Raw genomic sequence first — 24,031 nt, forward strand, 5'->3', positions numbered from 1 at the left:
ATGGCACAGCACAAGGAACTGGAAACGGGCCCTGCGGGCCGCCGGCGCGCGACCAAGGAGCTTCCGGTGGACGACGACCGGCAGCAGGCCGACGAGCCGCAGGGCAACGCGTACGCCTCCTGGGACTCGCGCTCGGACGAGCCGATCGACGCCGAGGTGATCGACGAGCCGGGACCGGAGGACGCAGACGGTTCGCGCGCCTGGCGCGAACGGCTCCGGGACCGTTCCCGCGGGTTCTTCGGCGCGAAGACCCAGGAGCGGATGGCCGACCGCGAGCGCGTGCACTGGATCGATGTCGACTGGGCCGAGGACGAGACCGAGGGCCTGGACCAGCGTGAGCAGCTGCTCAAGCTCCGGGCGGAGACGCGGCTGGCCGGCGAGAAGTACATGGCCTCGCTGCGGGACTCGAAGCTGCTGGTGCCCGGCTTCAACGACGAGGAGCGGACGCAGGAGCTCGGCGTCATGCACCACGTCTACATGCAGATGATGATGCAGTCGTGTCTCAAGCCGCTCTCGCGCGGAGTGAATGCCAACTCGATCATCCAGGCCGCCGGCATGGTGATGACGATGCGGATGCTCGCCCCGGACTTCAAGACGGAGATGGACAGCCACCTCCAGCCACTCAAAAACAAGATCCAGGAGCGCATCGACACCAGGGCCCGCGGCATGATCGCCTCTGCCGAGAGCGGCATCACGCACCGGCAGAGGATCTTCAAGGACGTGCCGAACGACGCCCGGCGCGAGCGCCTCATCGGCAGCACTGATCCGCGTGACCACCTGCCGAAGAAGTGGCGCAAGCGCTTCGATGCCATGCAGCACCGTGAGCGCGGCCACCGGGAGATGTTCACTCCGGACTCGGCAGCCATGACCGAGGTCGCGCTCATGGAGAACGCCTTCTGGAAGATGCGTGAGCCGGGCGCGGACGCCGGCCTGATCCGCGACAGCTACCGGGCGCTTCGCAAGCGGCTGCACGAGCAGATGAGTGAAGACGCCCTGGAGCGCCAGGAGGTCGTCCAGCGCGCGCGGATGATCATCGGCGAGCGGATGGAGTATGAGCCCGAGCTGCGCACGATGTTCAACGGAGTGGCCCACGGCCGGATCGTCAAGGCTCCCGCGCACGAGGAGCGGATCGCGGGCTCGGGCCGGGTCCGCACGGTTTGGAGTGGTGAGTTCGACGACCAGCTGGGCCAGCGTCTGCCTGAGGACGGGATGTTCACGCTGCGCCGGCCCATGGGCGCGGACGCCCACCAGGTCCAGCTCGCCGAGACGATGAAGACCTCGATGCTCGACGCGCTGGGCCGCGGCGATCAGGAGAGCTACGGGGGCAACGTGCTGGGCTACCTGGTCGGCTTTGCGGCGCAGAAGCAGGGCTTGGACACCAGCGGGCTGCCCGACATGCTCCAGCACCGCCTGGACCAGTCCGAGGTGATGATCGCGAGTATGGACATCGACGGCCTGCCGCCCGAGGAGCAGCAGCGGGTCTACTCCAACGCTTACGTCGACGCGATGGAGGCGGCGAACGAGAAGTACCCAGATCTTGAGGCCGAGTTGAAGCGGAGCCTCGGGGAGAACTGGCGGAAGACGCTGCAGACTGCGGTCGACGACCCGGGTGCCTTCTTCGAGGAGCAGCGGCTCAAGCCGCGAGCGCGCCCTACAGGGCCGTCGGCCGAGCAGGAGGCCGGCCCGCAGAACGAGAGCCCGAACGCTGAGGCCGATGCCGAGGACTACCAGCCCGCCTGAGGGTGGTCCGATAACACGAGCAGGGAGCAGGAAGGGCCATGAGTCAGGAACAGAATGAGGGACAGCAGGTCAGGTTCGGATCGCGTTTCGCGCGGATGTTCGGCTACGTCACGCCGGAGGACAGGAGCCGATGGGAGCAGATGCGGGCACAGAACAAGCCGAACGTCAGTGCGACCAAGCAGGGCACGAAGTCATGGCTGGGCTCGATGATGGAGTTCGGGGAGCGCAACATCGGCGCGAAGCTCGATGCGGCCCACCGTGTGGCGGCGCAGCAGCGGTTCGAGGAGTCCCACGACAAGGTCGTGAACCAGCGCCGCGATCCGAACACGCGGAACATCATCGAGTCGGTCGACTACGAGCCCAAGGACGACCGGGAGGAGATCGAGCCGGATCTGGAGATCTAGCCGAATGGGCCACGATAAGCTTAGCAAGCTTCATTCGATAAGACCGATCCTTCTTCTAGACTCGCGACTATCTTCGATAGGCTAGTTTCTAAGCGAAACCGCGGCACGAAGGACGACAGGACAGGGTGTGGGTATGGAGACGACGACGAATCCGCGTGTCAGTAAGCGCGAGTTCATCTCTCGGGTCGCGACTCGCAGCGGGTTGCCGGTCCGGGTGGTGAACAAGGTGTACGAGTCGTTGCTCGGCGAACTCACGGGCGCGGTCAGCTGTGGGGAGACGGTCATGCTCACGAGCTTCGGCCGCTTCTACCGACAGGATCACAAGGGCCACAAGGTGCGCTTCGGCAAGAGCGACGTCGACGACTACGTGGTGCTGAAGTTCTCCGCGTCGAGCAGCTTCAACCGCCGGCTCGGGGGCAACGAGGATGAGGTCTCACCGGAGACCTACGGGATGATCGAGGATGCCGACGAGTTCGGGAACACTATTGAGGATCGTGAGCTGCGAGCCGCGTCGTAGGCAACGAGTAGCCGGCAGAAAAAGAGAACCCCGCGATGCACAGGCATCACGGGGTCTCTTTCGTGGTGGGACGAGCCCAGTTGAGAGGCTCAGCCGTCGGCAAAAGCGAAGATCAGCACGAGCACGATGACCGGACGAAGAGCACGGGCCGGCCCCGGCGGGGAGGTGCTCCCACCCCAGCGGCGAGTTGATCCAGTCCATGAAGTCGTTCCACAGGCCGGCGTCGGTGTCTGCGATCGAGCCGAAGAAGCCGGTGACCTATCCGATGATGGCTGCCAGGCTGACGCCGCCGATCAGGCTGAGGGCGATGATGAGGTGGGCGCTCTTGAACATGGTCATGAAATGGCGCCCCGCCCTACTGCCGATCTTCGCAGAGCAGGTAGTACAGCCCGATGTGCGGGATAACGAGGGCAGCCAGTGCGATCCAGGCTCGATCTGGGTCCTCGATCACCCAGCCGATGAAGTCCTTGACGGGTCCGACGTAGGCCAGCACGGGGGCGAGCACCTCAGTGCGGAAGATGCCGTGGAAGATTCCGTAGGCCATGCCGAGGGCGATCGCCAGTCCGATGCCGTGCCGTACGAAGAGGGCGGAACGAGGACTGATCCGCCGGCGACGTCCCGCGGTTGTGCTGGACTGGGGTTCGGCATCCAGGGCTGCCGCCTGGGTCACCGGCTCGTAGCCGCACATCGTCACCATCTCACCCTTATCAAATCACCATTGCTTCCATTTCACGAGAAGCCCCTAATAGGACTCCGTTAGGTCTGTCTTGATCTCGCGGCGGGGTGTGTTTGGGTGGGCAGGGCTTGATAACAGGTGGTGCAGATGCCGGTCCAGCACCTCAGGGTGTTCTGGAGAGTGTCGAGGATCTGGTAGAGGGTGAGTCCAGCCCGGGTGCTTTTGGGGACAGACGCCGTTCGGTGAGGAAGGCATGGGCGGCGGTCACCAGGGTGACGTGGTGGTGCCAGCCGGGCCAGGATCGCCCTTCGAAGTGATCCAGGCCGAGGCCGTGTTTGAGTTCGCGGTAGTCGTGCTCGATGCGCCAGCGGACCTTGGCCAGCCGGACCAGATCAGCGATCGGGGTGTGGGCCGGCAGGTTGGACAGCCAGTAGTCCGTGGGCGCCTCGGCACCCTCGGGCCATTCGACCAGCAGCCAGGCATCGGGCAGGATCCCGTCCCACCAGCCTTCTTCGGCGGAAGCCGCAGCTTTGATGGGACGCTCGACAGCTTTGCCGGCCGGCCGGACACGGACGGCGGCGAAGCGGGAACGTAACTCCCCTCGCGAGCCATGCCGCCAGGTGAGGGTGGTGAAGGCCTCTCGCTCGAGTCCGGCTGCAAGAGCCGCCACTTTGGGCGCGGGTTCGCGGTAGCGGGGCTGGGGCCAGCAGCCGACCGGCCCCTTGCGGGCCGGGGCGTGTGGCTCGGTGTCGAAGGGATGGGCGGTCGTGTCGGCCCGGATGGCGAGCACGTAGGTCAAGTGACGGTTGTTGAGAGCGGCCCGCAAGGGTGCGTTGGTGCCATAGGCGGCGTCGGCGACCACCGCCGGCGGGGTCATCCCCCAGCCGGCGAGGGTATCGAGCATGTCCACAGCAAGACGCCACTTCTCTTGGTGGGTGGCCTGCGGCGGAATGAGGGTCTTGGCTCGCCGGCCGTGGTCGCCGGCCCACTCCTCGGGCAGGAACAGCCGCCATTGCAGCGGACAGGAAGCGGTCTCACTTGCCGCATGGACACTGACGGCGACCTGGCAGTTGGCTCGTTTGCCCAGGGCCCCGCAGTACTGCGGGGCCGTCGCGACCGACATCCGGCCGTCCTTGGGCACCGACACATCATCAATGACCCAGACCGCCGGGCTGATCAGCGGCAGCAGTCGTTCGTTGACCCGGCGCTGCACCGGCACCGGATCCCACGTCGACTGGTTCACAAACTGCTGCAGATTCTGCTCGTTGCCGTCCGGCAGCCGCGCAGCCATCGCCTGGATCGATTTGCGGCGGCCATCCAGCATCAGGCCCCGCAGATAGCAGTCGCCCTTGGCCCGCTGATCCTTACGCGACATCGAGGCGAACACGTCCGCCACGAACAGCGCCAACGCCGCCCGAACACGCCTCACTTCATGTGCATCCACACCTTCAACATGCTCTTGATCAGCAAAAACGGAAAGACCTAACGGAGTCCTACTAATGATGAACAGAAAAGTGAAATACGCGTCACTCGAACTGGAGGTCGGGCTCGTTCATGGATGGCGTGTCGAAGCTGCCGATCGAGCGCTGTCGGGGTCGTGAGGGACTCGCGATCGGCTCGCGCTGCGCGGCCAGCTCGGCGAGAGTGAAGCCCACGGGGCGGCCGAGGCGCTGGCCGGCCATGTAGTAGGCCTGCCCGTTCGCGCGTTCGCCCAGGGCAATGATCTCGCGGGTGACGGGCTCGCCCGGGCGCTGGGGCGCGCGCTCCCGCCAGACGACCCGGTGCGAGGGCTTCGCATTCGGATCCGCGCCGACGTACGTGGTCTCGCAATCAGAGAGGTCGGGATAACTGGGCATGTACTCCAGCGGGTGCGTGCTCGGCGCGCCCTGCTGGATCCGGCCCAGTTGATTGAGAGCCACGCGCAGGAGCCGGTCCTCCGGTCCATGAGGGTGCATCACCGCAGCGTCGTGGAGCGTTTGGAGGTCCTGCTTGAGACCAGTCGTCGGCAGGAGGCGGATGGGAGGCTGACGCTCACTCATCACGCTTTTCCCGCTGGGCAGCACGATGTTCATCGGCCCACTGCTGACCGAGCGGGCCGAGGGTCTCGGCGAGCTCTTCGATGGTCATGCCCGCCTCGACGGAGGAGTCGGACTCCTGGATGCGGCGGGAGAGCTCGGCCTGGAAAGGAGCCTCAGCGTGGACGTGGGCCTCGTGGTCGTACTTCATGAGGCGCACGAACGCGGCGAAGGGGATGATCGCGGCCTCGGGCTTGTTGTTGTCGCCGAAGATCAGCGGCGTGATCTCGCCGCGGCGATAGAGGGTCAGCATCGCGACGAGGTCCTCACGCCTGAGCCGGTCGGTCGGGACGACATTGACGGAGAACTTCGGGAGCTCGGCGTCGGGAGTGCCGTTGTCGTGAGCGTTGCTGTTGTGAGCCATAGCTTCACCCTAATCAGTCGAGAAGAGCTTGTCATCGACTCGCATACGACATTATTAGACGAGTCAATAATGGCTCAAATGGTCGACCACTCCGCCTTTGATAGGCGGTTCGGTTAGGAGAGAGAAGAGACCCGTACCCCAGTCCCGCGTGGTGCGGAGCCGGGGCACGGGCCCTGGTGGATGGACGGTCGTGACTACAGAAGTTCCCCTTGTCCTCTTGCAGGCAGACGATGCCGAGCGTGCGCCACGGGGCCACCACTCGGTCATGGTCGTCAGGGCCAAGGGGACGTCGTAGGCGTCACGAATGTGGGCGTTGAACAGCATCAGCGCCAGGTCGGCCGTGACGCGGCCGGCGTCCTCGACAACGTCCGCCTCGCCACATAGGACACAGTCTGAGCCCAGTCATTCAACGCTGTGCGTCTCGGCTTCCTCTCCCGAAGACACCGCAGCGGCAGGCAGCGAAGCGTGCGGCTCACCGGTGACGAGTGCCAGCGACGCCCCGATCAACTCGGCGTCAGAGCGCGGATCTTCCCGCCAGCGCAGGATCGAGCAGCCGGACACTGACCCTTCGTCGATCCCGTGCAGTGTCGGCTCCCGCGCCCACGCCCGGTCCTGCCAGCCGTCCGGTGGTGGCGTGGCTCCGCCGCGGTCGTTGTCAGGCCAGGTGATGCGCACGGCACGCTCGGCGATGTCGGCGGGTCATCGGTGTGTTCCGGGTGTGTGGTGGGTGCTGATGCCCGGCGTGGTCCTCGATGGTCAGGTCGACGATGAGGTCCTCGCCCTGGTCGGGGCGCAGCAGCCCGACGAGGGTGCCGAGCGCGGCGGACAGGACATCGTCGTCCAGGTCGACGGTCACGGGCCCGCCCTCGTCCTCGTGCTTGTCCTCGTCTTGCTGAAGCTCCACGTCATGGAGGCGGTAGTCAGCGTGGCCCATGCCCAGCTTGGAGTCATAGGCCGCGAAGACGGCGTACGTGTAGCGGGGGCCGTCGGCCGGCGTGAGCAAGCGGACCCGGCGGGCGATCGTGTCGCGCAGGGCGGCTTCCTCGGCTTCGGCGACGGTATCCCGCAACTCGGTCAGCATCACCGGGCCCACGGCGTCCAGGAGCTGCCGCAGAGCTGCCTTGCGGGCCTGCCCGCGGGCGTAGTCGGCGGCGACCTGGGCGCAGCACTGCACGCGCCAGCACACGCACCGGTGGCAGTCCAGGCAGTCCTGGGCCCGGTCGCAGCCGCACCGGCAGTCGAAGGGGCGGCAGCGGGCACCGTGTTCCGTTCTCGGTACGGCGGGGACGGCGGCCAGGGGGCGGGATATCCCGGTGATGTCGCGTTCTTCCTCCACCAGGTCCGCGGCCAGCATCTGGCCGCCGTCGCGGAGCATCCCGGCGAGGTGATCGCAGGTTTGGCGGCGCACCACGAGGGCGTACGCCTCGACCTGCGCGCCGACGAGCAGCGGGACAGAACCCGGGGCCTCCGGGGTGCCGTCGGGGGTGGGGTAGGGGTTTCATCGAGTGCGGGCATGATCTGTCTCCGGTTCGGGCGGTGCGCCCACCCGGCCGTCAGGCCGGACGCACTACGGGGCGTGCGCAGGAGATAGGGGTCTGACGTTCCCGGCAGGCGGGTGCAGTCTCAGAGCAACGTGTCCCGCTCCTCCTCTGCCCACCGCGGCGGGCAGAGTTCGGTCAGGGCGCCAAGGGCCGCAGTTGTCTCGGTGCTGTCGCCGAGGTCGAAGGTGCACAACTCGCTGCCGTCCTCGGCCACGAGTCGGACGCCCGTGCCGTCCCAGAACGGCCCGTGCTTGCCGTCTACGGCCCAAAACCGTGCCAGAACCGGCACCATGGGGTACACCGGGTGCAGGTAGGCCTGATGACGGCGGATCTTGTCGGCCAGGACTTCTTCCCACGCTGCCTCGGCGGCATCCCGCGTCTGCCGCCACCGCTGAACAAGATCCTCCGCCATATGGCGGCGCGCCATGTGCCATAGAGCCAGGTGGACCTCTGTTCCCAGAAGGGCAGGGCCCCGGGCGGCGAGCCGCTCCCGGACGGTCATGGCAGGCGGTGCTTCGGCAAGCAGTTCGGCGCGGTAGCTCGTGCTTGACGGCGTGGTCGGAGGGAACTTGCGCATGACGGAGACCAGGAGTGGCACGAGGATGCTGAACGGGCCTGCGCCGTGCTGTGTTCCGTGCGGGGAGGCGAGGTGGACAGGGTCCCCCGGCAGGGTTCCGGACTCGCCGCACGTGGGGCACACCCAGGTCCAGCCGACGACGGGAGCGTGGATGATCTGGCCGTCCTGGATGATCCAGTCGAAGCGGTCGGCCAGGCTGTGCTCGTCGGCGGCGACGAAATCGGCGTCGAACAGTGCGTCAGGCGCGGTGAGTTCAGACATCTGTGGGCTCCCCTCGGCTGGTAGTGGGTCCCGGCAGCGCCGGGGCATCGAATGACGAGGTTTCGATGGAGGGCTCGGCACCTGTCAGCCTGACAACCTCCAGGACGTGGGCCTCGATGTCGGCGCGGGCCTGGGCAACGACCTGCTCGCCGGCCTCCACGAGCGAGTCGACGGTGAACTGGGCGTTGCTGCTGGCACCGGCGACGGCGTTCTCCAGTGCGCTGAGTGCTTCCTTGGTGGCCCTCACGCCCTTCTTCTCGTGGATCGCTTCGTGCAGTGCCGCCGTGGCGGCCTTGACGCGGGCGTACATCCGGTCGGTGACCTCGCGGACCTCCCGCAGGCTTTCGGCCGTACGGGGCTGATGAGGGATCTCGGGTACGAAGGCGTTGTGCTCGGTACGCCGAATGGTCACCGGCACGCCGCTGCCGAGCCCCATGGACGACACGAGCGAGCCCCACTGGGCGAGGCTCATCTCGATCTCCACGAGCTCTCGGCCCGGATGGACCCAGTCGTGGCTGAGGTCGCGCTTGCGCGTGGCCTCGCGGACTGAGAGCGCGATGGTCTCGTTGTGGAGGAGGTCGGACTGGAACAGCGAACGACCCCCGCCGCTCCTCCGCGTCACGACCGCGACGCCGAAGGCGGGGTGGATCTCATCGCCCTGCGCTGCGTCAATCACTGGGTCCTGGACAGGCCGGCGGCTCATGACTGCACCGCCTCGGTCGTCGGGCGGCCACTCCGCCGTCGCGGACGGCCGAGCGCACGGAAGCCGCGCACCAGGAAGCCAAAGACGCGGCTGCTGAGGCGCGTGGACTCAGGTAGGGCAGCCTGCTGGGCCTGGTACTCGTGATAGTGCCGCACGGCCAGGTCGATGCAGTAGCAGGTGAACAGGAAGTGGATGTCGTTGTCGCGCAGGTCCCACTCCCAGGTGTCCTCGCCGAAGATCTCGCTCTGATCCTGGAGCCACTTGTGCGCCTCGGACTCGCTGTCGGCGTGCCACTTCGCGTCGTCGAGGATCTCCTGCCGGCGCTCCGCCGGTGACTGCTGGGCGATGTCGGTGTCTCCGAGCTCGTACCAGTCGTGATCCTTTATCAGGCGGTTGTGCTGCTCGTTGGAGAGGCCGTCAGTGCTCCAGAGCGCCTGGAAGGCGGTATGGGCAGCCTCGCGATCCAGTTGGACCAGGCGTCCGCTTGTGTAGCCGCTCTGCCATTCGGCGTTCGTGAGCGTTGCGCAGGCGCGCCAGTGCGCCTCGAGAAGGGTCTGGGAGGCAGTCTCGTCGAGGCTTCGCATGGCATGGAGCGTCTTCAGCAGCGCGAGCTTCTTCTCGCGGAACTCCTGCGCCTCGCTGCCGAGCTCTTCGTGCTGCTCCAGGTGCTCGCGCACCAACTGCAGGAACACGTCGGCGTCGTAGTTTTTCACCTCGTACGAACGGCCGCCGCAGAGCTTCTCGGCCCAGTAGCGCACGTCGATGCTCGGCGCGCCGTCGGAGTAGTAGCTCTGCTGGCTGTCGTTGCGCGCGAAGAACTGGATCATGTCGGACTCGCGCGTGAACATGTAGCCGTCGGCGATGTCGCCGGAGGTGGCCAGGTGCCCGGGCCAAGTGGTGATGTCCCAGGACCACATGCGCGTGCCGAGTTTCTGGATCCGCAGATGGCGGTAGAGACCGTCATCGTGGAGCACCACGAGCTGGTGCTCGGCGGTTTCGCGCAGGAAGTCCGCGTAGGCGTGGGCATAGGGGTTGGTCGGCTTGGTCATGATGAGTGTGCCGCCCTTTCTGACGTGCGGTGGGATGTTGTAGGTGAGGCGGCGAGCACGACGGCATGACGAAGCCGGGGCCTCCGTGGAACGGAGACCCCGGCTTGTCGTACGGGGCTCAGCTGACCAGCACGCTCTGCTTCTCTTGGGTCGGGAGCGTGACGAGGACGGCGTCGGCCACTTCCTTCGCGGGGGTGTTGAGCAGCATCTCGTGCTCGTACCCGTGTCCCCAGGAGAAGTCCTGGAACTCCGCGGTGTCGGTGAGCGTGGTCGCCTCGATGGGATACGAGCCGTCCGGGAGCCAGTCGTTCACAGTGGCGCTGTGAAACTGGCAGCCGCCGCACCATGCCCGCCAGTGCAGCAGCTGGGTACTCGTCGCCGCGCCGCCGGGTTTCGACGAGGTGGACTGGGCGCCCGGTTGTTGTCTGCGGGCGTCAGGTGCGGGAGAGGGGGGCGTCAACGGTCGTCATCCAGGGGCTCCAGGACGTCGGCCGCCGTGATGTCGCCCCGAATGAGCAGGAGGGCGACCGCGTGGGCCCGGTCGTGGGCGCCGATCTTCTTGAAGAGGCGGCGCGCGTGGGTCTTGACCGTGTCCTCAGAGATGAACAGCTCCAGGCCGATGGCCGCGTTGGACAGGCCGCGCGCCATCCGGGCGCCGACCGCCTTTTCGCGCTCGGAGAGGGGGGCTTTCAGGCTGGGGACCGTGAGGCCCTGGTCGCGCAGGCGGCCGAGCCTGCCGCGGCGGAATGCCGCCTCCAAGTGAGGCTTGACGGTTTCCAGGAAGGTTGCGACGACGGTGCGCTTCGTCAGCCATCCTTCCCGCGTCCGGTCGGCGGCGTCGCCCAGGTCGTGGATCAGCTCCTCGTACCGCGTACGGGGACGTGTCTTGGTGGTTGGGGTTGAGGACATGTCAGCGCTCCTTGCGCTTACGGATCTTCGAGAATTGCTGGCCGCGCGTGAGGACCGGGTCGGCCAGGGCTTGGGCCGCCTCAGGGCGGCAGTTAGGACTCGGGCGCGTCGTCTGGCGGGTGACGGGCTGACCGTCCCGGGTACGGGGTCGGCCGTCGGCGCCCTGTTCAAGCTCCTGCTCGTCGGTGTCGATCCAGCCGCCACGCACGGAGGTTCGTGCGTGCACCTGCACTTGGTTCATGGGTACGGGGCCCAGCCAGCCGAGATAGTGATCTGCGGGCGGCGGGGCCGCTGGAGGCCGGGGCCACGGACGTAGTCGGGGACGTCGCTCACCACAAGACCTCGTCCACCCCGCGGTCGTTGACCGTACCGGGGTCGTCGACCGTACGCGGCTGCCACTCGAACGTCAGCGGCACTTCCAGCTCCCACCACAAGGTGCCGAGCGTCACGGGCTTGCCCACCTCGGCGTTAGGGCTGCAGGCCCAGCAGGTCGCGCAACGCGGCGAGGAGGGCTTCCGCCCTCTCCGGCAGTGCCGCTTCGCGCAGCAGCCGCCGGCGCAGAACGGGCACGTCCAGAGCGATGCCGAGCGGCACAGTCGGGTCGTCGTTGTCCAGGACGAGCCGGTAGGAGTCCAGGGCGATCATCCACGCCTCATAGCGGTCGACGAGTTGCCCAAGGCGCGCTGCCTGGTCTGCTCCCGGCAGGATCTTGTCCGGGTATGGACAGCTCGAGTCACCGCACGGCCGGAAGGCGGGGTGTGTGGCCAGGACGGAGCGGTCCCGGTAGCGCCGCGCGGTGCCGTTCAAGACGGGGCACTCGTCCTTGGTGTAAGCGAAGCACTCCGGGTGGAGAGCGCCCTCTGGTGTATAGCCGTGCTCCTCATCGGCCGGGCGGACGATGAGGTACAACCGCTCGGTCAGCGGCTGCTCACACACCTGACACAACCGGCCCAGCAGGACGCGCCGTAGGCGTCGGCTATCAAGAGAGCCGAAAACTGCATGCCCGTCATGGACGATGGATACAGCCGGAACGACGAACCCACCGCTGGTGGGTCGGTGCACACAGCGCACGGGTATCGAAGTCATGTCTCCTCTCCTGAGCTGAAGCTCCGCGTCATCACACACGACCTGCTCGTGCCGAAAGGTGCCCTTGTCGGTGCGCTCCCTGGTCCTCTTCAGATAGCCGAACTCCGCCAACGGCGGCCTGGGTGGTCTCGTATCCGGCCTCTTCGAGGCGGTGCTTGAGCTGGTTGACCAAGTGCTGCAGGTTATGGGTCGTTCGAGCACTGTCAGTCCTCGTTCTCATCTTCGCCAGCCTTGCCGATCTCTTCGTCGATGTACGCCGAGAGGAACTTGCTCGACAGCGGGTCGAAGCTGTACCGCTCTGACCAGCGCTTGAGGTACTCGACGGGCTCAGCGTTGCCGGGTTCGTCACGCACCTTGCCGATGGCCTCGGCGATCCACTTGAGGGTGTCTGTGCCGGGCCACTCCCGCGATGTGCCCAGGCCGAGCGCGATCGCGTCGACCACGTCGGTGTCAGTGAGGGGCGTGCTGTCGGTCCAGCCGTCGTGCTTCCAGCTCTCGGGGCTCATTCCGTGCACGGTCACGGTTCCGTCTTGGCGGGCGAGGTAGCCGACCGCGTGGACCTGACCGTTGTGGGGCGCGGGGGCTACGGCGAGGCACTGGAATATCCAGTGTCCGCGCTGATAGGTGCGCTCCGGCTGGAAGAAGTCGGGAGCGGCCGGGGCCTCCGGCGCGTCCTGGCTGTTCGGGCCCGGCGCATACGGAATCTCTCCACCGAGCCGAGTGGCGACTTCGTCCACGGAAGCCAGTTCACTGACCTGCTCTACCAGCATTCCAATCTCATCCGGCTCACCCGTCAACGCGAGTTCTCCGAGGTCCTCCAGCTTGGTCACCAGGTCATACGACGGCTCCTCGCGCAGCGCCAGGGCGAGAGCAACGAACGTTGCCGCCCGGCACTGGGCGTTGGCCGTCTTCAGCGCGGCGATTCGCTGGGTGAGGTCCTGACTCTGTGCCGGGCCTCGACTGAGTCGAGCCCGCAGCCGCTCCAGCTCGGCGATCTCGCCCGGTGCGAGCCAGGCCGCGATCTTCCGGCGCGTCTCTGGATCGAAGTACAGCGCCACGGGCCGCCTGTCCTCGGTGACCGCGCCGACTGTGAAGGCCGGCTCTGCCTCCGGAGCGGGCTCCGTGGCGACGTCGTACCGCGACACGACCAGCGGTTCGGGCTCTGGGCGGCTTCCCTTCTCCTTGGCCATGGCTCGGACGATCGCCCGGCAACGGCGCCACGCGTCGGCATGGGAACCGGCGTTGAACATGCCCTGCAACTCGTCGGGCAGCTTCATCGCGGGGAACTGCTCGTCGACCTCGCGCAGGACCGAGACGCGATCGAGGCGGCGCAGCGCGGCAAGGAGAGTCTCGGTCGACGGCATGTCGGTGTCGACGAACTCAGCATCGAGGTCCCTGTAGACGGCAGCCCACACCGACCAGCCCTTCGCGGTGCCGACCTCTCGGATCTTCACGGACCATTCGCGCAGCAACTCTGCGTCGGAAGCCGCCACCAGCGCTTCGGGCGTCTGGGGGGCGGCGTCGTGCTGCTCGGCCCACTGTCGGAGGATCCCGATGAGTGTGTCGCGGGCGCTCACTGGGTCTTGCCTCCCTCAGCCTCGTCGAGGATGAGCGCAGCGGCCTGCTTGGCGGACAGCAGCCCGTTCTGTTCGGACAAGGCGCGGCGGATCCGCTCGGCCTCGGTCGTGTGGCCATGGGCGTCGAGCAGCTCGGCGGCGTGCGTGCCGTGCATGCCCCGCCGGGTCTTGGTGGCGTCGAGGATGAGGCGGACGGTTGGGTTGCCGTCGATCCGGGCCTGGTTCCATGCGGCGGAACGTCCGCGGTGCACCTGGGAGTTGCGGGCGCGGGTGCCGCCGTGACTCGTGCACAGTTCGCCGGCCGCCGAGCCGCAGTCCGGGCACGCGACGGCGAGCGGCGGCAGGTTCTTACGCCGCAAGTCGTTCGGGGTCAGGTCGGTCATCAGGAATCCTTTGGGGTCCAGTAGGGGGCGCCGTGGGGCAGGGGCCGAAGCCGTTGTGCTGCGAGCACTGGAGCTGCGACGGATACGGGCCGCCGTTCTCGGCGGGATCGATCAGTTCCGAGGCCCTGCGCATTCGCAGGCTCCAGGAGTCGTCCGCGATGTCCTGGGCGGCTTCTCGGACGGCCGCACCGCCTATGGCCTGCTGGTAGCGCAAGTACGTGTCCTCGGCGAGGATGCGGCGCAGGTGCCGGTCCACCTCGGTCAGGGTCGCGTCGAACCGGGACGGCAGGGCGACGGTCAGGGCCGGCTCACGGGCCGTGGCGGCGCGCACCGCCCAGGAGGCGATGACGGCGATGGTTGCCCACTCCCATCCGGCGAGCCTTTCCACCCTCTTCCTCTCGTACGTGCCGAGCTCAAGTCCGGCCGCGAGCTGACGATTGCCCTTACTCATTGCGAGGAGAGCGGCGTGGTCGGCAGGGTTCTTGGGTGAGCTGGGCCGGTGGGTGAAGGGGCTACAGGCACCTCAGTGATCGGTGCCCAACTTGCAGTCGAACGGGATCGGTCGCTTACGGCCCTTGCGGCAGACCCGAGGACTCATGCCGTGCTCCAGGGGGAACGTCCTGGGATTCGAGAACTCGACGGCCTAGGCTGTCCGTTTCGTGCTCTGCCTCGTGGGTTCCGGTAGAACAGTGCTTCAGAAATGGCGAACTGACGGGAGATCAACATCGGACAGGCGCGCATGCTGTACGCGAGACATTCTGGGTGCATGCCGGGCTCGCTGGTGTCCCCGACGCGCACATCAGAAGGCCGCACCGCGAGGCAGATCCACTCATCGAAGCCCTGCCCGCACACCTGGCAGCGACGCTCGGCCAGTGCCTGGTCGCGCCGATCTTTGTCGAGCGCCCCGAACAGGTACCGGCCGCCAGCGTGCAGCGTGATCCACGGGACGACCAGGCCGCCCAGAGTTGGACGGCCCGCGCACCGTATCGGCACCGGTAGCTGTGCGGTCACCGACCATTTCCTCGTGCGTCACATGGGTGGGGTGCGTGGCCGTCCTTGCCGGGCCAGTCATGGCGCGGCATGCCACACCAGCGGCGGCGCGTCTCCTGGTCGAAAAGCGGCGCCTCGGGGGTGGACAGCTTGCGGTTGCCGTGGAAGTGAATCCGCCGCCACTTCGCGGCGGCCTACTTCGCCGCCGCGGTGACGGCACACTCACACTTCACGAACCGCGTGAGCGCCGCTTCGAGGGCATCGTGTACTCACTCTGGTGCCATGTCAGTACTTCTTGCGCCGGCGCGCGAGACGCCAGCGGTAGAGGGGGCTCGGCACGCGGCTGGACTTCCGCCGGTTGTGCCGGCGGCATAGCAGCTGGCCGTTCCACAGTTGCGTCGGCCCGCCACGGCTCCAGGGGTGTATGTGATCGGCCTCGGTCCCCGGTGCCGGGCACCGGAACCAGAGGGGCGGCTTGTGCTCGCACCGGCCGTTGGCCTGGCGGATGAGCTGCTGCTTCTGGGACCAGCTGAAAAGCCGGGTGGGGTCCCGCCAGCGCCGCTTACGGCCAACGCCGATGGCGAGGCACAGGATGCCGAGCGCGGCAACGGCCAGGCAGGCGAGCAGCATAGTCGGGTCTGGCTGCATGGCTCTCAGTGCAGGTCGTTGCCGAAGGAGATCGGCTCACGCCTGGTCGCCCAGAACAGCTCCTCGAAGTCGATGACCGTGACGAGACGGCCCTTGCCGAGGCAAAGGTTGGCCCTTCGGGGCTCACGATGCTCTGCGCCGGGGCCGGGCTCGGAGACGACGCGGTACTTGGACATGGTCGAGGGCTGCTTTCTGTACAGGAACGCGTGAGCCAGACAGCGAACCGCCGAGGAGACCGGAGTGGCTCCTTGACGGTTCGGATGGGGGCGTCCTCAGAAATCGATGGAGTACTTCGGGGGACGGCGCAGGATCACCGCGGCGGCACGCAGGTCCTTCTCGTCGTCGGGCGACCTGTCGTCCTCGTCGCGGAGGTCGGTGAGCGTGAAGGCACCATTCGGGAGCTGGTAGCCGTCCTCGGACGGAACGGCGTCGCGCATGCGGAACTGCAGCCCAGTGCCAATGTCCCAGTCGTTGATGGCCTGCAGGCTGTCGCTGTTGAACAGATCGACACGGCCATCGAAGACGTCGGTGTCGCCGTTCTTCCAGGTGATGTGGGCCTCGATCCGCGAGCCTGCGTGCTCGCTGCGCTTGATGTTCAGGTCGCCTATCACCCCAGCGAACGACTCGCCCAAGCGCAGCTCGAAGGCGATCGCCCGCAGGTGGTCGAAGTTGATGTCGTACTTCCGGGAGAAGTCGACGATCTCGGCCACCTGCTTCTCGGCCACTCCGGGCACCTGGTCGCGCAGGTAGGTGGCCACCGTCTCGGGCTCGGGGTAGGCGAAGCGCATGTGGTAGTGGAAGCGTCCGGGGCGGTTGAGCATGTAGTCGTTGACGCGCTGCAGCTCGTTGACCGACAGGACGTATAGGCGCTTCGTCGTGCTCAGCCCGTCGAACAGGCTCAGGAACTGGTTCTGCGACTCGCCGTCCTCGTTGGAGAAGATCTTCTCAAACTCATCGAAGACGACGACGACTTCACCCAGCTCGTCGAGGAAGGCGGCCAACCCCGGCGTGTCGTGCTGCACGAGCACGGTGGGCAGCTTGTGCTCCTCGCGCATCCGCTCGGTGAGCAGGCGGAGCATGAGGCTCTTACCCATGCCCTTGTCGCCGGAGAGGATGACGCCGAGCGAGCGGTCCATGGCGGAGTAGCCGGTGACGATCCGCTGCACACGGGAGGCGTGGCTGCCGTAGACGGTCTCCTCGGCGGATGCCAGCGGCTCCGTCTGGCGCAGGCTGTAGCCGGTCATCTGAGAGAAGGCGATCGTGTAGGTGGCGACGGGCAGATCAGCGAAGGTCTGCACGGAGTCCCCGTAGAGGCGAAACTCCCCGCCGGAGGCGACGATCGTGGATGCGGGCATGAAGACTTCTCGCTTTCGCGGGAGGATGTGGGTGGTGGTCTCAGCACAACGGTGCTCAACGCATGGGCAGCACGCTGCTGTCCGGGTGGTAGACGCCCTCGCCCTCATCGAGCATGGATTCGCTGAGGGTGACGGTGGCCGGCATCAGGCGTGTTGGCGGCGCGGCGCCAGGTTCGCGGCGGGGTTGAACGTGACTGGTCTCCGCGGCCGCGTGGTCGTAGTGTCCTGCGTCATGCCGCGAGTCGACGCAGGCCCGGCGATACCCTTGAGTCGTTCAGTTCAGAAGCGCTCGCCCATGTCGACGCTGTCGTACTCCTCGCGCGAGACGGTCTCCCAGTCGGTCGCATTGCCGTCCTTCAGCCGCAGCTCCCACTTCGCGGGTGTCTTGTATCCCTTGAAGACGCGCACGGTGGTGGTCCCGCACCTGCTCCATCGAGAGGGAGCGGTCGATCACGAGGTAGACGGCGGCACTGCCGCCGAGGCGGTCGTTCTTGCGGAGGCTGGTCTCGGCGTCCTTGTGGGTGTACTGGCGGGTGGGTCATGCGTAGAGGTGTGCTGCGCGCTGCCCGTGTGACATAGCGGTGTGGGATTTCTTGTGCCGGGCCCGTGCTCGGCTTTCGCTGTCAGTGGGTCAGAAGTTCGTCGAGGAGGCTGTCGATGTCGACGGCCTTGGACTCCTGGCCTGCGGCTACGGCCGCGTAGGTCTTGTGGAGCCACTCCTTGATGGGGGCTGCCGCCACTTCGAGGCGTGCGTATCCTGCGGGGGACTCCAGTTCGATGCTGAGGCTGCGGTTCTGAAGCGGGCCGACCGGGGTGATCTTCACGTCGCCGAGCCCGGCGGGAGTCGTGATGCCCTGGGCGAGCAGTTCCCGGGCGAACGTCCACCGGACCACCTGGTCGGGCGTGACATAGAAGGAGACCTGCACCGCGTAAGGGTCGGTGTCCATGTAGTACAGCCGCACGGGGACGAACACACGCGTGTCCGCGTCGGCCACGAGCGTCATGCGGGTCTTCAGTTCCAGGCCGGGAAAGCCCATGGGCGGATTCCTGTTCTTCGGCGGGAAAGCGTGGTGGAGGCGGGCGACGGCAGGCAACGCGGCTACGCCTGGCGTTCTGCCAGGGCGTTGATGGCGAAGAAAACCTCGCCGTGGACGGCCCATTGGTCGAGGTAGTGCCAGGCTTCGGCATGGCTCTCGGCGAGCGGTTCGTCGTACGCCTACGTGCCGGGCCAGGCGCTCTTGAGCAGCTCGTTGCGCACTGAGCGCCACTCGTCCTGGACGGCGTACAGGTGTTGGGTGGCCTCGCGTAATTCCCGCACCTGCCAGGCGTAGCGCCGGGTCCGGTCGGAGGGAGCCAGCCGGGCGAGCTGCTGCTCGGTGACGTGCACGAGCTCGTCGGCGTGGTGGAACACCCGGCCGAAGGCAGACAGGGTGTCGGGCGTCGCGCTGCTGCTGCCGTCGCCCGTACGCATCCTCGTCGTGAGGCTGGAAGGTCTCGGGGTCGGAGTGTCGGCTGGAGTAGTGGTCCCAGTCGGCGAGGAGCTGCCGGCTGTGCCATAGGTAGAGGGCGAGTTGGCGCAGGTACAACTGGTGCGCCCGGCTGCGGGGTTGATTGAGGTCGTCAAGTTGGGCCTTTGGACAGTCCGTTCACCGGCCTGGCACCTGGGGCTGGTCCGCAAGTCCTGAGCCGTGCTCGCCGGGGGCGGGGTCGTCGCAGGCGCCCTGTGTGCCGAAGACGGTCATGGCGTGCGCCTTCGGGCTGCGTCATTCAGGGGTGTGAAGTGTGGAAGACCGCAGGGGCGGGCGTTCTCGACGAGCGAGACACCCGCCCCTGCGGCATGGGGTGGTGGCGGCGGTTGGTCAGACGGCCGCGGTGGCCGCGGAGCGGTCGTCGGTGCTGCCGGGAGCAGCGCTGTCGTTGTCGTCCAGGAGATGCGGATCGATGCCGAGGGCGCGAGCGGCGTTCCTCTTGTCGCGCTCGGTCAGAGCCGTCACGATCTGCTCGTAACTGCTCTGGATCGGCGGGTTCTTCACGGTGCCGTAGCCGAGTACGTACTGGCTCTTCATGGCACGGGTGAAGGCGACGTAGAACATCCGCTTGCTGTCTTGGGTCATCTTCGTGTCCTCCCTGTAGAGGACGACAGCGTTGTCGAATTCGAGACCCTTGGCACCGTGGATCGTCGAAACGACCAGGTCGGCCTTGGACTCGAGGTTCTTCCGCTTGCGCTCCTGGTTCTTCTGCTTGTTGATGTTCAGCTTCTGCTGGTTCCGCTGAATCTCGAAGGAGAGCAGGTTGTCGCGCAGTCGATCGAAGAACGCCTTGTGCGTGAGCGTGCCCTGGTGGCAGAGCGTGACCCAGCCGTTGATAGTCGCGCTGTTCTCGATCCACCACTCGGAGCGCAGGATCGCCTTCTCAACGTTGGCGTTGGCAGCGTTCTTCGTCAGCTTGTCCATGTTGTCCTTGATCCCCTGGGAGACCACGAACGCTGCGTTGGTCGGCGGTGCCTGCAGGACGTCGTTCCAGAAGAACTTGATGTACTTCGAGAAGATGTCCGTGGCGTAGACGCGATCGCTGACCAGAGAGGCGACGCGGCGGTTGGGGTAGCGCTTTTCGAGCACATCCTGGATCAAGGACACCTCGCGGCGCGAGAAGGCCAGGAAGGCCACCTGCTCGCCCCGGTCCAGGCACTTGTCCACGTATTCGGGGATGACCGTGTTGCGCACGATCGCCTGCAGGTCCTGGGTGACGAACCCAGTGAGTCTGGCCACCTCGCGGTACTCCAGGGTGACCTTCTCCTGGAACGAGTCGGCCGTAGGCATGGCGAGCGAGTTCGCCTGCAACTGGATGTTGGCGAACTGGTTGGTCTCCAGGCCGCCGAGCACGACGTTCGCGAAGTCCAGGATCTCCTGATTGCTCCGGTAGTTCGTCGTGAGCTTGAAGGTCGCGAAGACCCCCGAGCCCTCCAGCGTGTTGAGCGCACGCGGGTTCGCTGAGCGGAACTCGTACAGCGTCTGCGAGGCATCGCCGACGATGAACAGGGACTGAGCGTGCTTGGTGATGTACTTCAGCACGTAGATGAACTCAAACACGCTGTTGTCCTGTACCTCGTCGATGATGAGGTACTTCGACTGTACGTGGGCCGGCTCGGCCATGTCGTCGATCTTCTGGTAGCAGATGATGATCTGCAGCTCCAGCGACGTCTGCTCGATGCGGTCGAGCAGGGCGATCACCTCGTCGAAGTGGCTCTCGACGAAGGTGTTCAGGGCCGTGAAGGCACCGGTCCTGTTCTGGTCGACCTCCAGCAGGCGGTGGCGGAACGTCGCCGCGAACTGGCTGCTCGGGTAGAAGATGTCGATCGAGTTGATGATGGTGTCGATCACCGAGACCTTGTGCCTCGGATGGTTCATCGAGTAGATGTCGATGATCATCTTGGCGATCGTCATCGAGCCGACGTCCGGGTTCTTCTCCGTGATGTTGTCGGCTGCGGCGTTGGTGAACGAGAGCACCGTGATGTCCGAGGCGGGGACGCCGCAGGCTTCGAGGTACTTGATCCGTTCGAGGATCACGGTCGACTTGCCGGTGCCGGCTCCCGCTTGCGTCATCACCAGCGGCTCGTGCGTGGTGAGCGCGTCGAGCTGCTGCTTGGACAGGTGGGGCGGCAGATTCGGAGGCGTGGCCGGCTGCGCAGGCACCATCAGCTGAGGCTTCATCTGCTCCAGGTAGTCGAGCGTGTGGTTCATGAGCAGGCTGAGGTTCTGCTTCGACAGCTTCGTGGCGATCTGGTCGGAGAAGGTCGCATCCACCTGCTTGTGGATCTGGCGGTAGGCCTCCAGCGGGACGTTGTAGTTCTCCAGGTAGCGCAGCTGGACGGCGAGCATGTTCAGCTGCTCCTCCGTCGGGCCCGCGGGCATGTCCTGGATGTAGCGGCAGACCTCGTCGGCGATCGCCTCGGAGTCCCAGATCTGGGCCAGGCGCGTGATGCGCTCGTAGATCGAGTACTGGTGCATCCACTCGTCGAACTCATCGCCGAGGTTGGAGGCCGTCAGGCCGGCGGATGTGAGCACGTCCTGGACGTAGTCACGGGCGTTCTCCAGCGGGCTGGTGTCCCACTGCAGGAACACGGCGGCGTCGTGGTTGCCGTAGGCGGGCAAGCGCGGGACGGCGGTCGCGTACTCCGGCTCGGGCTGCCCCTGCTTGAAGAGGTACAGCTCCATCCGGTACTGGATGACGAGGTCGCGCGTGGACTTGCCGCCGGACTTGTCCTCGTAGAACACGAGGGCCTGCGGGGTCATGTCGAAGACGACGTCCCAGTCGTCGAATCGGTTGGACGAGGTGTCGACAGCGAAGCGGTCGTCGACGTGTGGGTTCGGCAGGGTGAAGGACCCGCCAGCGTTCAGGGCACGGTGCGTGATCGGCGCGAGCGGGATCGACGTCGTGGTGATGTCGTGCTGCGTCGAGCTCTGCTTGACCTCGATGTCGGTAGCCATGGCGTAGGCGGTGTTGGTGGCAGTGTTGACCGGCAGCAGGGACTCGTTGAGCAGGCCGATCTTCTTGCCGTTGCCGGTGAGCTTCGCGGAGAAGAACTTCGGGTCGACGGCCTTCTGAACAACGGCATTGGCCGAGAGGTCGAGGTCATCAAGCAGGACAGGCATGGCGCTGCCTTTCTTCAGTGGGTCGAGAGGAGGATTGAGAGAAGGCGTGAATCATGTCGCATAGCAATGCTTACAAGAGATGAATAGTCAGTCGAATGCCAGAGGGCGAGCGAGGCGCAACGACAGGGTTGGACCATGGGTGCAGGTACGAACACGGGCGGGGCTCTCGTCAGCCGACGAGCCCCGCCCGTGTTCCTCTCAACCCACCCGTCAGGGGCCGTTAGGCCCCTGAATCCGGGGTATGTGGCGAAGCCACACCCCGGACACCGCGCGCTACCCAGGCGCGTGGTCGTTTATCAGCGGCAACTCACCTCACTTCGAGGTCGAGTCCGAGCGCCGGTCGGCACCATCGACGGCAGCATCGCCGGCATCGAGGTCCCAGGGACAGGCCGTGACGAGGGATCCTGCGGAATCGACCTCGAACAGGCCGAGCATGAGGCCCAGTTCGCGGAGTTCATCGGTGCTCCGGACATGGGTGGTGAGGTTCGCTCGGGCCGCGGCAGAGAGCTCCATGGCTCGCCTTCGGTGCTCTTGGAGCAGAGGTTCGGGGAGCATGGTGGACATGGCTGTCCCCCTTTCTGAGCAATGAGGGCGTGAGGGTGAGGTACGCAGAGCTCTCCCGTTCCGGAACATCCACAACAGGAGCGCTCGGTGCGATGTGGACGCCTGCTCAGTCATCCGACGGGGATGCCGAGGCTGTGCCGCCGGTGGGGGCAGCGAGCAGGTAGTCCTCAATCCAGGTGCGAACAGCCTTGCGCGCCGGCCGCGCGCCCTGGGAGGCCACGTAGGTGGTCTCTTCGATGGCGCGCAGTTCGTCGTCGGGCATCGACGCGGGCAGCGCCTGGGCCAGCCGCGGCTTGGCCTCGACGATCCGCTCACGCTGCCGCTCGTAGTCGGCGGCCATGATCTGCCGGTAGGTCTGCCGGTCGATGGGGTTGAACCCCACAACCAGTGAGAACCGGCCCAGCAGCTCGGCGTCGAAGAACTGCGCCAGTGCCTTGTTGAGACTCTGGTTCGAGATGGTCTTGGGGTTGTTGCCGAAGCCGATCATCTTGCCGTCGAGCGAATCACGGGCGGCGTTGGTCGTGCAGATGACCAGGGCCTTGGAGAAGTCCAGCATCTTGCCATGGGCGTTGCGGATGTAGCCTTCGTCGAACGCCGAGAGGAACAGGCGCTGCACGGCCTTGTCGGCCTTCTCGAACTCGTCGAGCAGGATCACCCGGTGGGGGTTGGACTCCAGCGTGTCGAACGGGAGCTCCTGGTTGGAGTCCGATCCGACGTAGCCGGGAGGTGAACCGATGATCTTCGACGTCGACCATTCGCTGTGGAATTCGGTCATGTTGAGGATGATCGGCTCGGTGCCGGTTATCTCCTCAGCGATGATCTTGACTGCCTCGGTCTTACCCACTCCCGAGGCCCCGGCGAACAGCCACGTCGTGGGCGTCTTCGTCGGGAACGGGTCGAGCTCTTCGCGGCCCAGACGGTCCGTGAGCTTGGCGAGCACGTCGTCCTGGCCCTGCAGGCGGCTCGTGAGCGTGGCGCGCAGCGCGGCAACGTCGAGGTCCTTGCGCTGGGCGTTTCCGGTCATCAGGCGCTTGGCCACATCGAGCACACGGGTTTTGGTCAGCGGCACCTGCGGGATGGACCGCAAGGTCTGCGCGAGTGCCGTGTCGCCGGCGTTCTCGGCCTGGACGATGAGCTTCTTCTGCTCCAAGACCCGGTCAGCCATCGCGCGGTCGAGCAGGGTGATGGCATTGTCCGGCCGGTGCTGGCCGGCCCGGGAGTTTGCTTCGGCGATCTGCACCACCGAGGCCAGGACGTCGTCGGAGACCCCGATCTGGTGACGGTAGTGCGCCATCAGGCCGGGCCGGACCGTGGTCATCACTGCCAGCGTCTGTTCCACGCTCAGCTCGTCGACGATGAGCCGGGTGAAACGGCGGGCGAAGGCCGGGTCCTCGTCGAAGGCCCGAGACTCGGTGCTGGTGGTCGCGCCGATGACGGACATGTCACCGCCAGCCAAGGCCGGCTTGAGGATCTGCGAGATCTTGCGGCCGACGGCGTCGCCACGGCTGCCAGACCCTCCGGTGATCTGATGGATCTCGTCCATGAACAAGATGGCCTTGTTCATGGGATCCGAGGCGAACTCGACGATCGCCTTGACCCTCTCCTCCAGTGAACCAACGACGCCGGTCCCGGCAATGATGTTGGTGATGGGCAGCTCGTAGATCGTGTGGTCCTTGAGCTGGTCCGGGATGAGGGTGTCACCGAGCGCGATGCGCCGGGCGATGTCCTCGACGATCTTCGTCTTGCCGACGCCGGCGGAACCGACCAGCAGAGCGTTGGGCTTGGTCTTGCTGATGATGACCGAGAGGACCTGTCCGATGAGCGTGTCACGGAACATGGTCGGATCGGCGTTCTTGAACTTCTCGTTGTAGTCGACGAGGAGCTCCTTGACGTCGTCGGCGCTGCCACCGCTGGACGGCAGTCCCACGGACGGGAACTGCGGAGGGAAGCCGCCGCCACC

At 66.3% G+C, this 24,031-nt stretch carries 28 protein-coding genes; 3 read left to right on the plus strand and 25 right to left on the minus strand.

Annotation, left to right across the window (positions count from 1 at the left end; translation table 11 throughout):
* The 3 genes from ACWDZ7_RS29740 (at position 1) to ACWDZ7_RS29750 (ending at position 2,661) form a co-directional block, all read left to right on the plus strand.
* Entirely contained in the window at positions 1 to 1,740 is a 1,740-nt protein-coding gene (locus ACWDZ7_RS29740; RefSeq protein WP_451801188.1) for a hypothetical protein, read from the plus strand.
* Between the two features lie 38 nt (positions 1,741 to 1,778).
* Positions 1,779 to 2,144: a hypothetical protein gene (locus tag ACWDZ7_RS29745; RefSeq protein WP_451801190.1), complete on the plus strand. Its 366-nt coding sequence runs from the start codon at positions 1,779 to 1,781 to the stop codon at positions 2,142 to 2,144.
* A 133-nt stretch (positions 2,145 to 2,277) separates the two neighbouring features.
* A complete protein-coding gene (locus ACWDZ7_RS29750) occupies positions 2,278 to 2,661 on the plus strand; it encodes an HU family DNA-binding protein (protein WP_451801192.1) in 384 nt (127 codons plus the stop codon).
* Positions 2,662 to 3,016: 355 nt separating this feature from the next.
* Here ACWDZ7_RS29750 and ACWDZ7_RS29755 read toward each other — a convergent pair whose 3' ends face one another.
* From ACWDZ7_RS29755 to ACWDZ7_RS29875, 25 genes are all read right to left on the minus strand, one after another.
* The gene (locus ACWDZ7_RS29755) at positions 3,017 to 3,358 is read right to left on the minus strand and encodes a hypothetical protein (RefSeq protein WP_451801194.1); all 342 of its coding nucleotides are present in this window, start codon (positions 3,356 to 3,358) and stop codon (positions 3,017 to 3,019) included.
* 142 nt (positions 3,359 to 3,500) lie between these two features.
* The gene (locus ACWDZ7_RS29760; RefSeq protein WP_451801195.1) at positions 3,501 to 4,781 is read right to left on the minus strand and encodes an IS701 family transposase; all 1,281 of its coding nucleotides are present in this window, start codon (positions 4,779 to 4,781) and stop codon (positions 3,501 to 3,503) included.
* Between the two features lie 82 nt (positions 4,782 to 4,863).
* Positions 4,864 to 5,409: a hypothetical protein gene (locus ACWDZ7_RS29765; protein ID WP_451801197.1), complete on the minus strand. Its 546-nt coding sequence runs from the start codon at positions 5,407 to 5,409 to the stop codon at positions 4,864 to 4,866.
* Positions 5,369 to 5,776, minus strand: coding sequence for a hypothetical protein (locus ACWDZ7_RS29770; protein WP_451801198.1), 408 nt, complete (start codon positions 5,774 to 5,776; stop codon positions 5,369 to 5,371). The genes ACWDZ7_RS29765 and ACWDZ7_RS29770 overlap by 41 nt, the downstream gene beginning before the upstream one ends.
* A 402-nt stretch (positions 5,777 to 6,178) precedes the next feature.
* On the minus strand, positions 6,179 to 6,451 hold the full coding sequence (locus ACWDZ7_RS29775) for a hypothetical protein (protein ID WP_451801199.1): 273 nt from the start codon (positions 6,449 to 6,451) through the stop codon (positions 6,179 to 6,181).
* Positions 6,432 to 7,184: a hypothetical protein gene (locus tag ACWDZ7_RS29780; RefSeq protein WP_451801201.1), complete on the minus strand. Its 753-nt coding sequence runs from the start codon at positions 7,182 to 7,184 to the stop codon at positions 6,432 to 6,434. Before ACWDZ7_RS29780 ends, ACWDZ7_RS29775 begins: the two co-directional genes overlap by 20 nt.
* 215 nt (positions 7,185 to 7,399) lie before the next feature.
* Positions 7,400 to 8,155: a hypothetical protein gene (locus tag ACWDZ7_RS29785; RefSeq protein ID WP_451801203.1), complete on the minus strand. Its 756-nt coding sequence runs from the start codon at positions 8,153 to 8,155 to the stop codon at positions 7,400 to 7,402.
* Positions 8,148 to 8,831, minus strand: a complete 684-nt coding sequence (locus ACWDZ7_RS29790; RefSeq protein WP_451801205.1) for a hypothetical protein — start codon at positions 8,829 to 8,831, stop codon at positions 8,148 to 8,150. The genes ACWDZ7_RS29785 and ACWDZ7_RS29790 overlap by 8 nt, the downstream gene beginning before the upstream one ends.
* Positions 8,832 to 8,854: 23 nt before the next feature.
* Positions 8,855 to 9,907: a hypothetical protein gene (locus ACWDZ7_RS29795; protein WP_451801206.1), complete on the minus strand. Its 1,053-nt coding sequence runs from the start codon at positions 9,905 to 9,907 to the stop codon at positions 8,855 to 8,857.
* Positions 9,908 to 10,025: 118 nt separating this feature from the next.
* Positions 10,026 to 10,220, minus strand: coding sequence for a hypothetical protein (locus ACWDZ7_RS29800; RefSeq protein ID WP_451801207.1), 195 nt, complete (start codon positions 10,218 to 10,220; stop codon positions 10,026 to 10,028).
* Positions 10,221 to 10,363: 143 nt separating this feature from the next.
* The gene (locus ACWDZ7_RS29805; protein ID WP_451801209.1) at positions 10,364 to 10,816 is read right to left on the minus strand and encodes a helix-turn-helix domain-containing protein; all 453 of its coding nucleotides are present in this window, start codon (positions 10,814 to 10,816) and stop codon (positions 10,364 to 10,366) included.
* 1 nt (position 10,817) lies between these two features.
* Positions 10,818 to 11,042 (minus strand): hypothetical protein, encoded by a 225-nt coding sequence (locus tag ACWDZ7_RS29810; RefSeq protein ID WP_451801211.1) that lies wholly within the window; start codon positions 11,040 to 11,042, stop codon positions 10,818 to 10,820.
* A 242-nt stretch (positions 11,043 to 11,284) separates the two neighbouring features.
* On the minus strand, positions 11,285 to 11,752 hold the full coding sequence (locus tag ACWDZ7_RS29815; RefSeq protein WP_451801212.1) for a cell envelope biogenesis protein OmpA: 468 nt from the start codon (positions 11,750 to 11,752) through the stop codon (positions 11,285 to 11,287).
* A gap of 353 nt (positions 11,753 to 12,105) precedes the next feature.
* The gene (locus tag ACWDZ7_RS29820) at positions 12,106 to 13,479 is read right to left on the minus strand and encodes a hypothetical protein (protein ID WP_451801214.1); all 1,374 of its coding nucleotides are present in this window, start codon (positions 13,477 to 13,479) and stop codon (positions 12,106 to 12,108) included.
* On the minus strand, positions 13,476 to 13,862 hold the full coding sequence (locus ACWDZ7_RS29825) for a zinc finger domain-containing protein (RefSeq protein ID WP_451801215.1): 387 nt from the start codon (positions 13,860 to 13,862) through the stop codon (positions 13,476 to 13,478). The genes ACWDZ7_RS29820 and ACWDZ7_RS29825 overlap by 4 nt, the downstream gene beginning before the upstream one ends.
* The gene (locus ACWDZ7_RS29830; RefSeq protein ID WP_451801216.1) at positions 13,828 to 14,313 is read right to left on the minus strand and encodes a hypothetical protein; all 486 of its coding nucleotides are present in this window, start codon (positions 14,311 to 14,313) and stop codon (positions 13,828 to 13,830) included. Before ACWDZ7_RS29830 ends, ACWDZ7_RS29825 begins: the two co-directional genes overlap by 35 nt.
* Before the next feature lie 824 nt (positions 14,314 to 15,137).
* Positions 15,138 to 15,500, minus strand: coding sequence for an HNH endonuclease (locus tag ACWDZ7_RS29835; RefSeq protein ID WP_451801218.1), 363 nt, complete (start codon positions 15,498 to 15,500; stop codon positions 15,138 to 15,140).
* Between the two features lie 5 nt (positions 15,501 to 15,505).
* Positions 15,506 to 15,676, minus strand: a complete 171-nt coding sequence (locus ACWDZ7_RS29840) for a hypothetical protein (protein WP_451801219.1) — start codon at positions 15,674 to 15,676, stop codon at positions 15,506 to 15,508.
* Between the two features lie 96 nt (positions 15,677 to 15,772).
* A complete protein-coding gene (locus ACWDZ7_RS29845) occupies positions 15,773 to 16,855 on the minus strand; it encodes an AAA family ATPase (protein WP_451801221.1) in 1,083 nt (360 codons plus the stop codon).
* 279 nt (positions 16,856 to 17,134) lie between these two features.
* Positions 17,135 to 17,263 (minus strand): hypothetical protein, encoded by a 129-nt coding sequence (locus ACWDZ7_RS29850; protein WP_451801223.1) that lies wholly within the window; start codon positions 17,261 to 17,263, stop codon positions 17,135 to 17,137.
* Between the two features lie 215 nt (positions 17,264 to 17,478).
* Positions 17,479 to 17,892 carry an SsgA family sporulation/cell division regulator gene (locus ACWDZ7_RS29855; RefSeq protein WP_451801225.1) on the minus strand — a complete coding sequence of 138 codons (414 nt, stop codon included), beginning with the start codon at positions 17,890 to 17,892 and terminating at the stop codon, positions 17,479 to 17,481.
* Positions 17,893 to 18,071: 179 nt separating this feature from the next.
* Positions 18,072 to 18,326: a hypothetical protein gene (locus ACWDZ7_RS29860; protein ID WP_451801226.1), complete on the minus strand. Its 255-nt coding sequence runs from the start codon at positions 18,324 to 18,326 to the stop codon at positions 18,072 to 18,074.
* A 388-nt stretch (positions 18,327 to 18,714) separates the two neighbouring features.
* Entirely contained in the window at positions 18,715 to 21,507 is a 2,793-nt protein-coding gene (locus tag ACWDZ7_RS29865; RefSeq protein WP_451801228.1) for a UvrD-helicase domain-containing protein, read from the minus strand.
* A gap of 312 nt (positions 21,508 to 21,819) precedes the next feature.
* Positions 21,820 to 22,071 carry a hypothetical protein gene (locus ACWDZ7_RS29870; protein WP_451801229.1) on the minus strand — a complete coding sequence of 84 codons (252 nt, stop codon included), beginning with the start codon at positions 22,069 to 22,071 and terminating at the stop codon, positions 21,820 to 21,822.
* A gap of 106 nt (positions 22,072 to 22,177) precedes the next feature.
* The gene (locus ACWDZ7_RS29875; protein WP_451801231.1) at positions 22,178 to 23,998 is read right to left on the minus strand and encodes an AAA family ATPase; all 1,821 of its coding nucleotides are present in this window, start codon (positions 23,996 to 23,998) and stop codon (positions 22,178 to 22,180) included.
* Positions 23,999 to 24,031: the final 33 nt, after the last annotated feature.

The sequence above is a fragment of the Streptomyces sp. NPDC003032 genome (assembly GCF_053591415.1).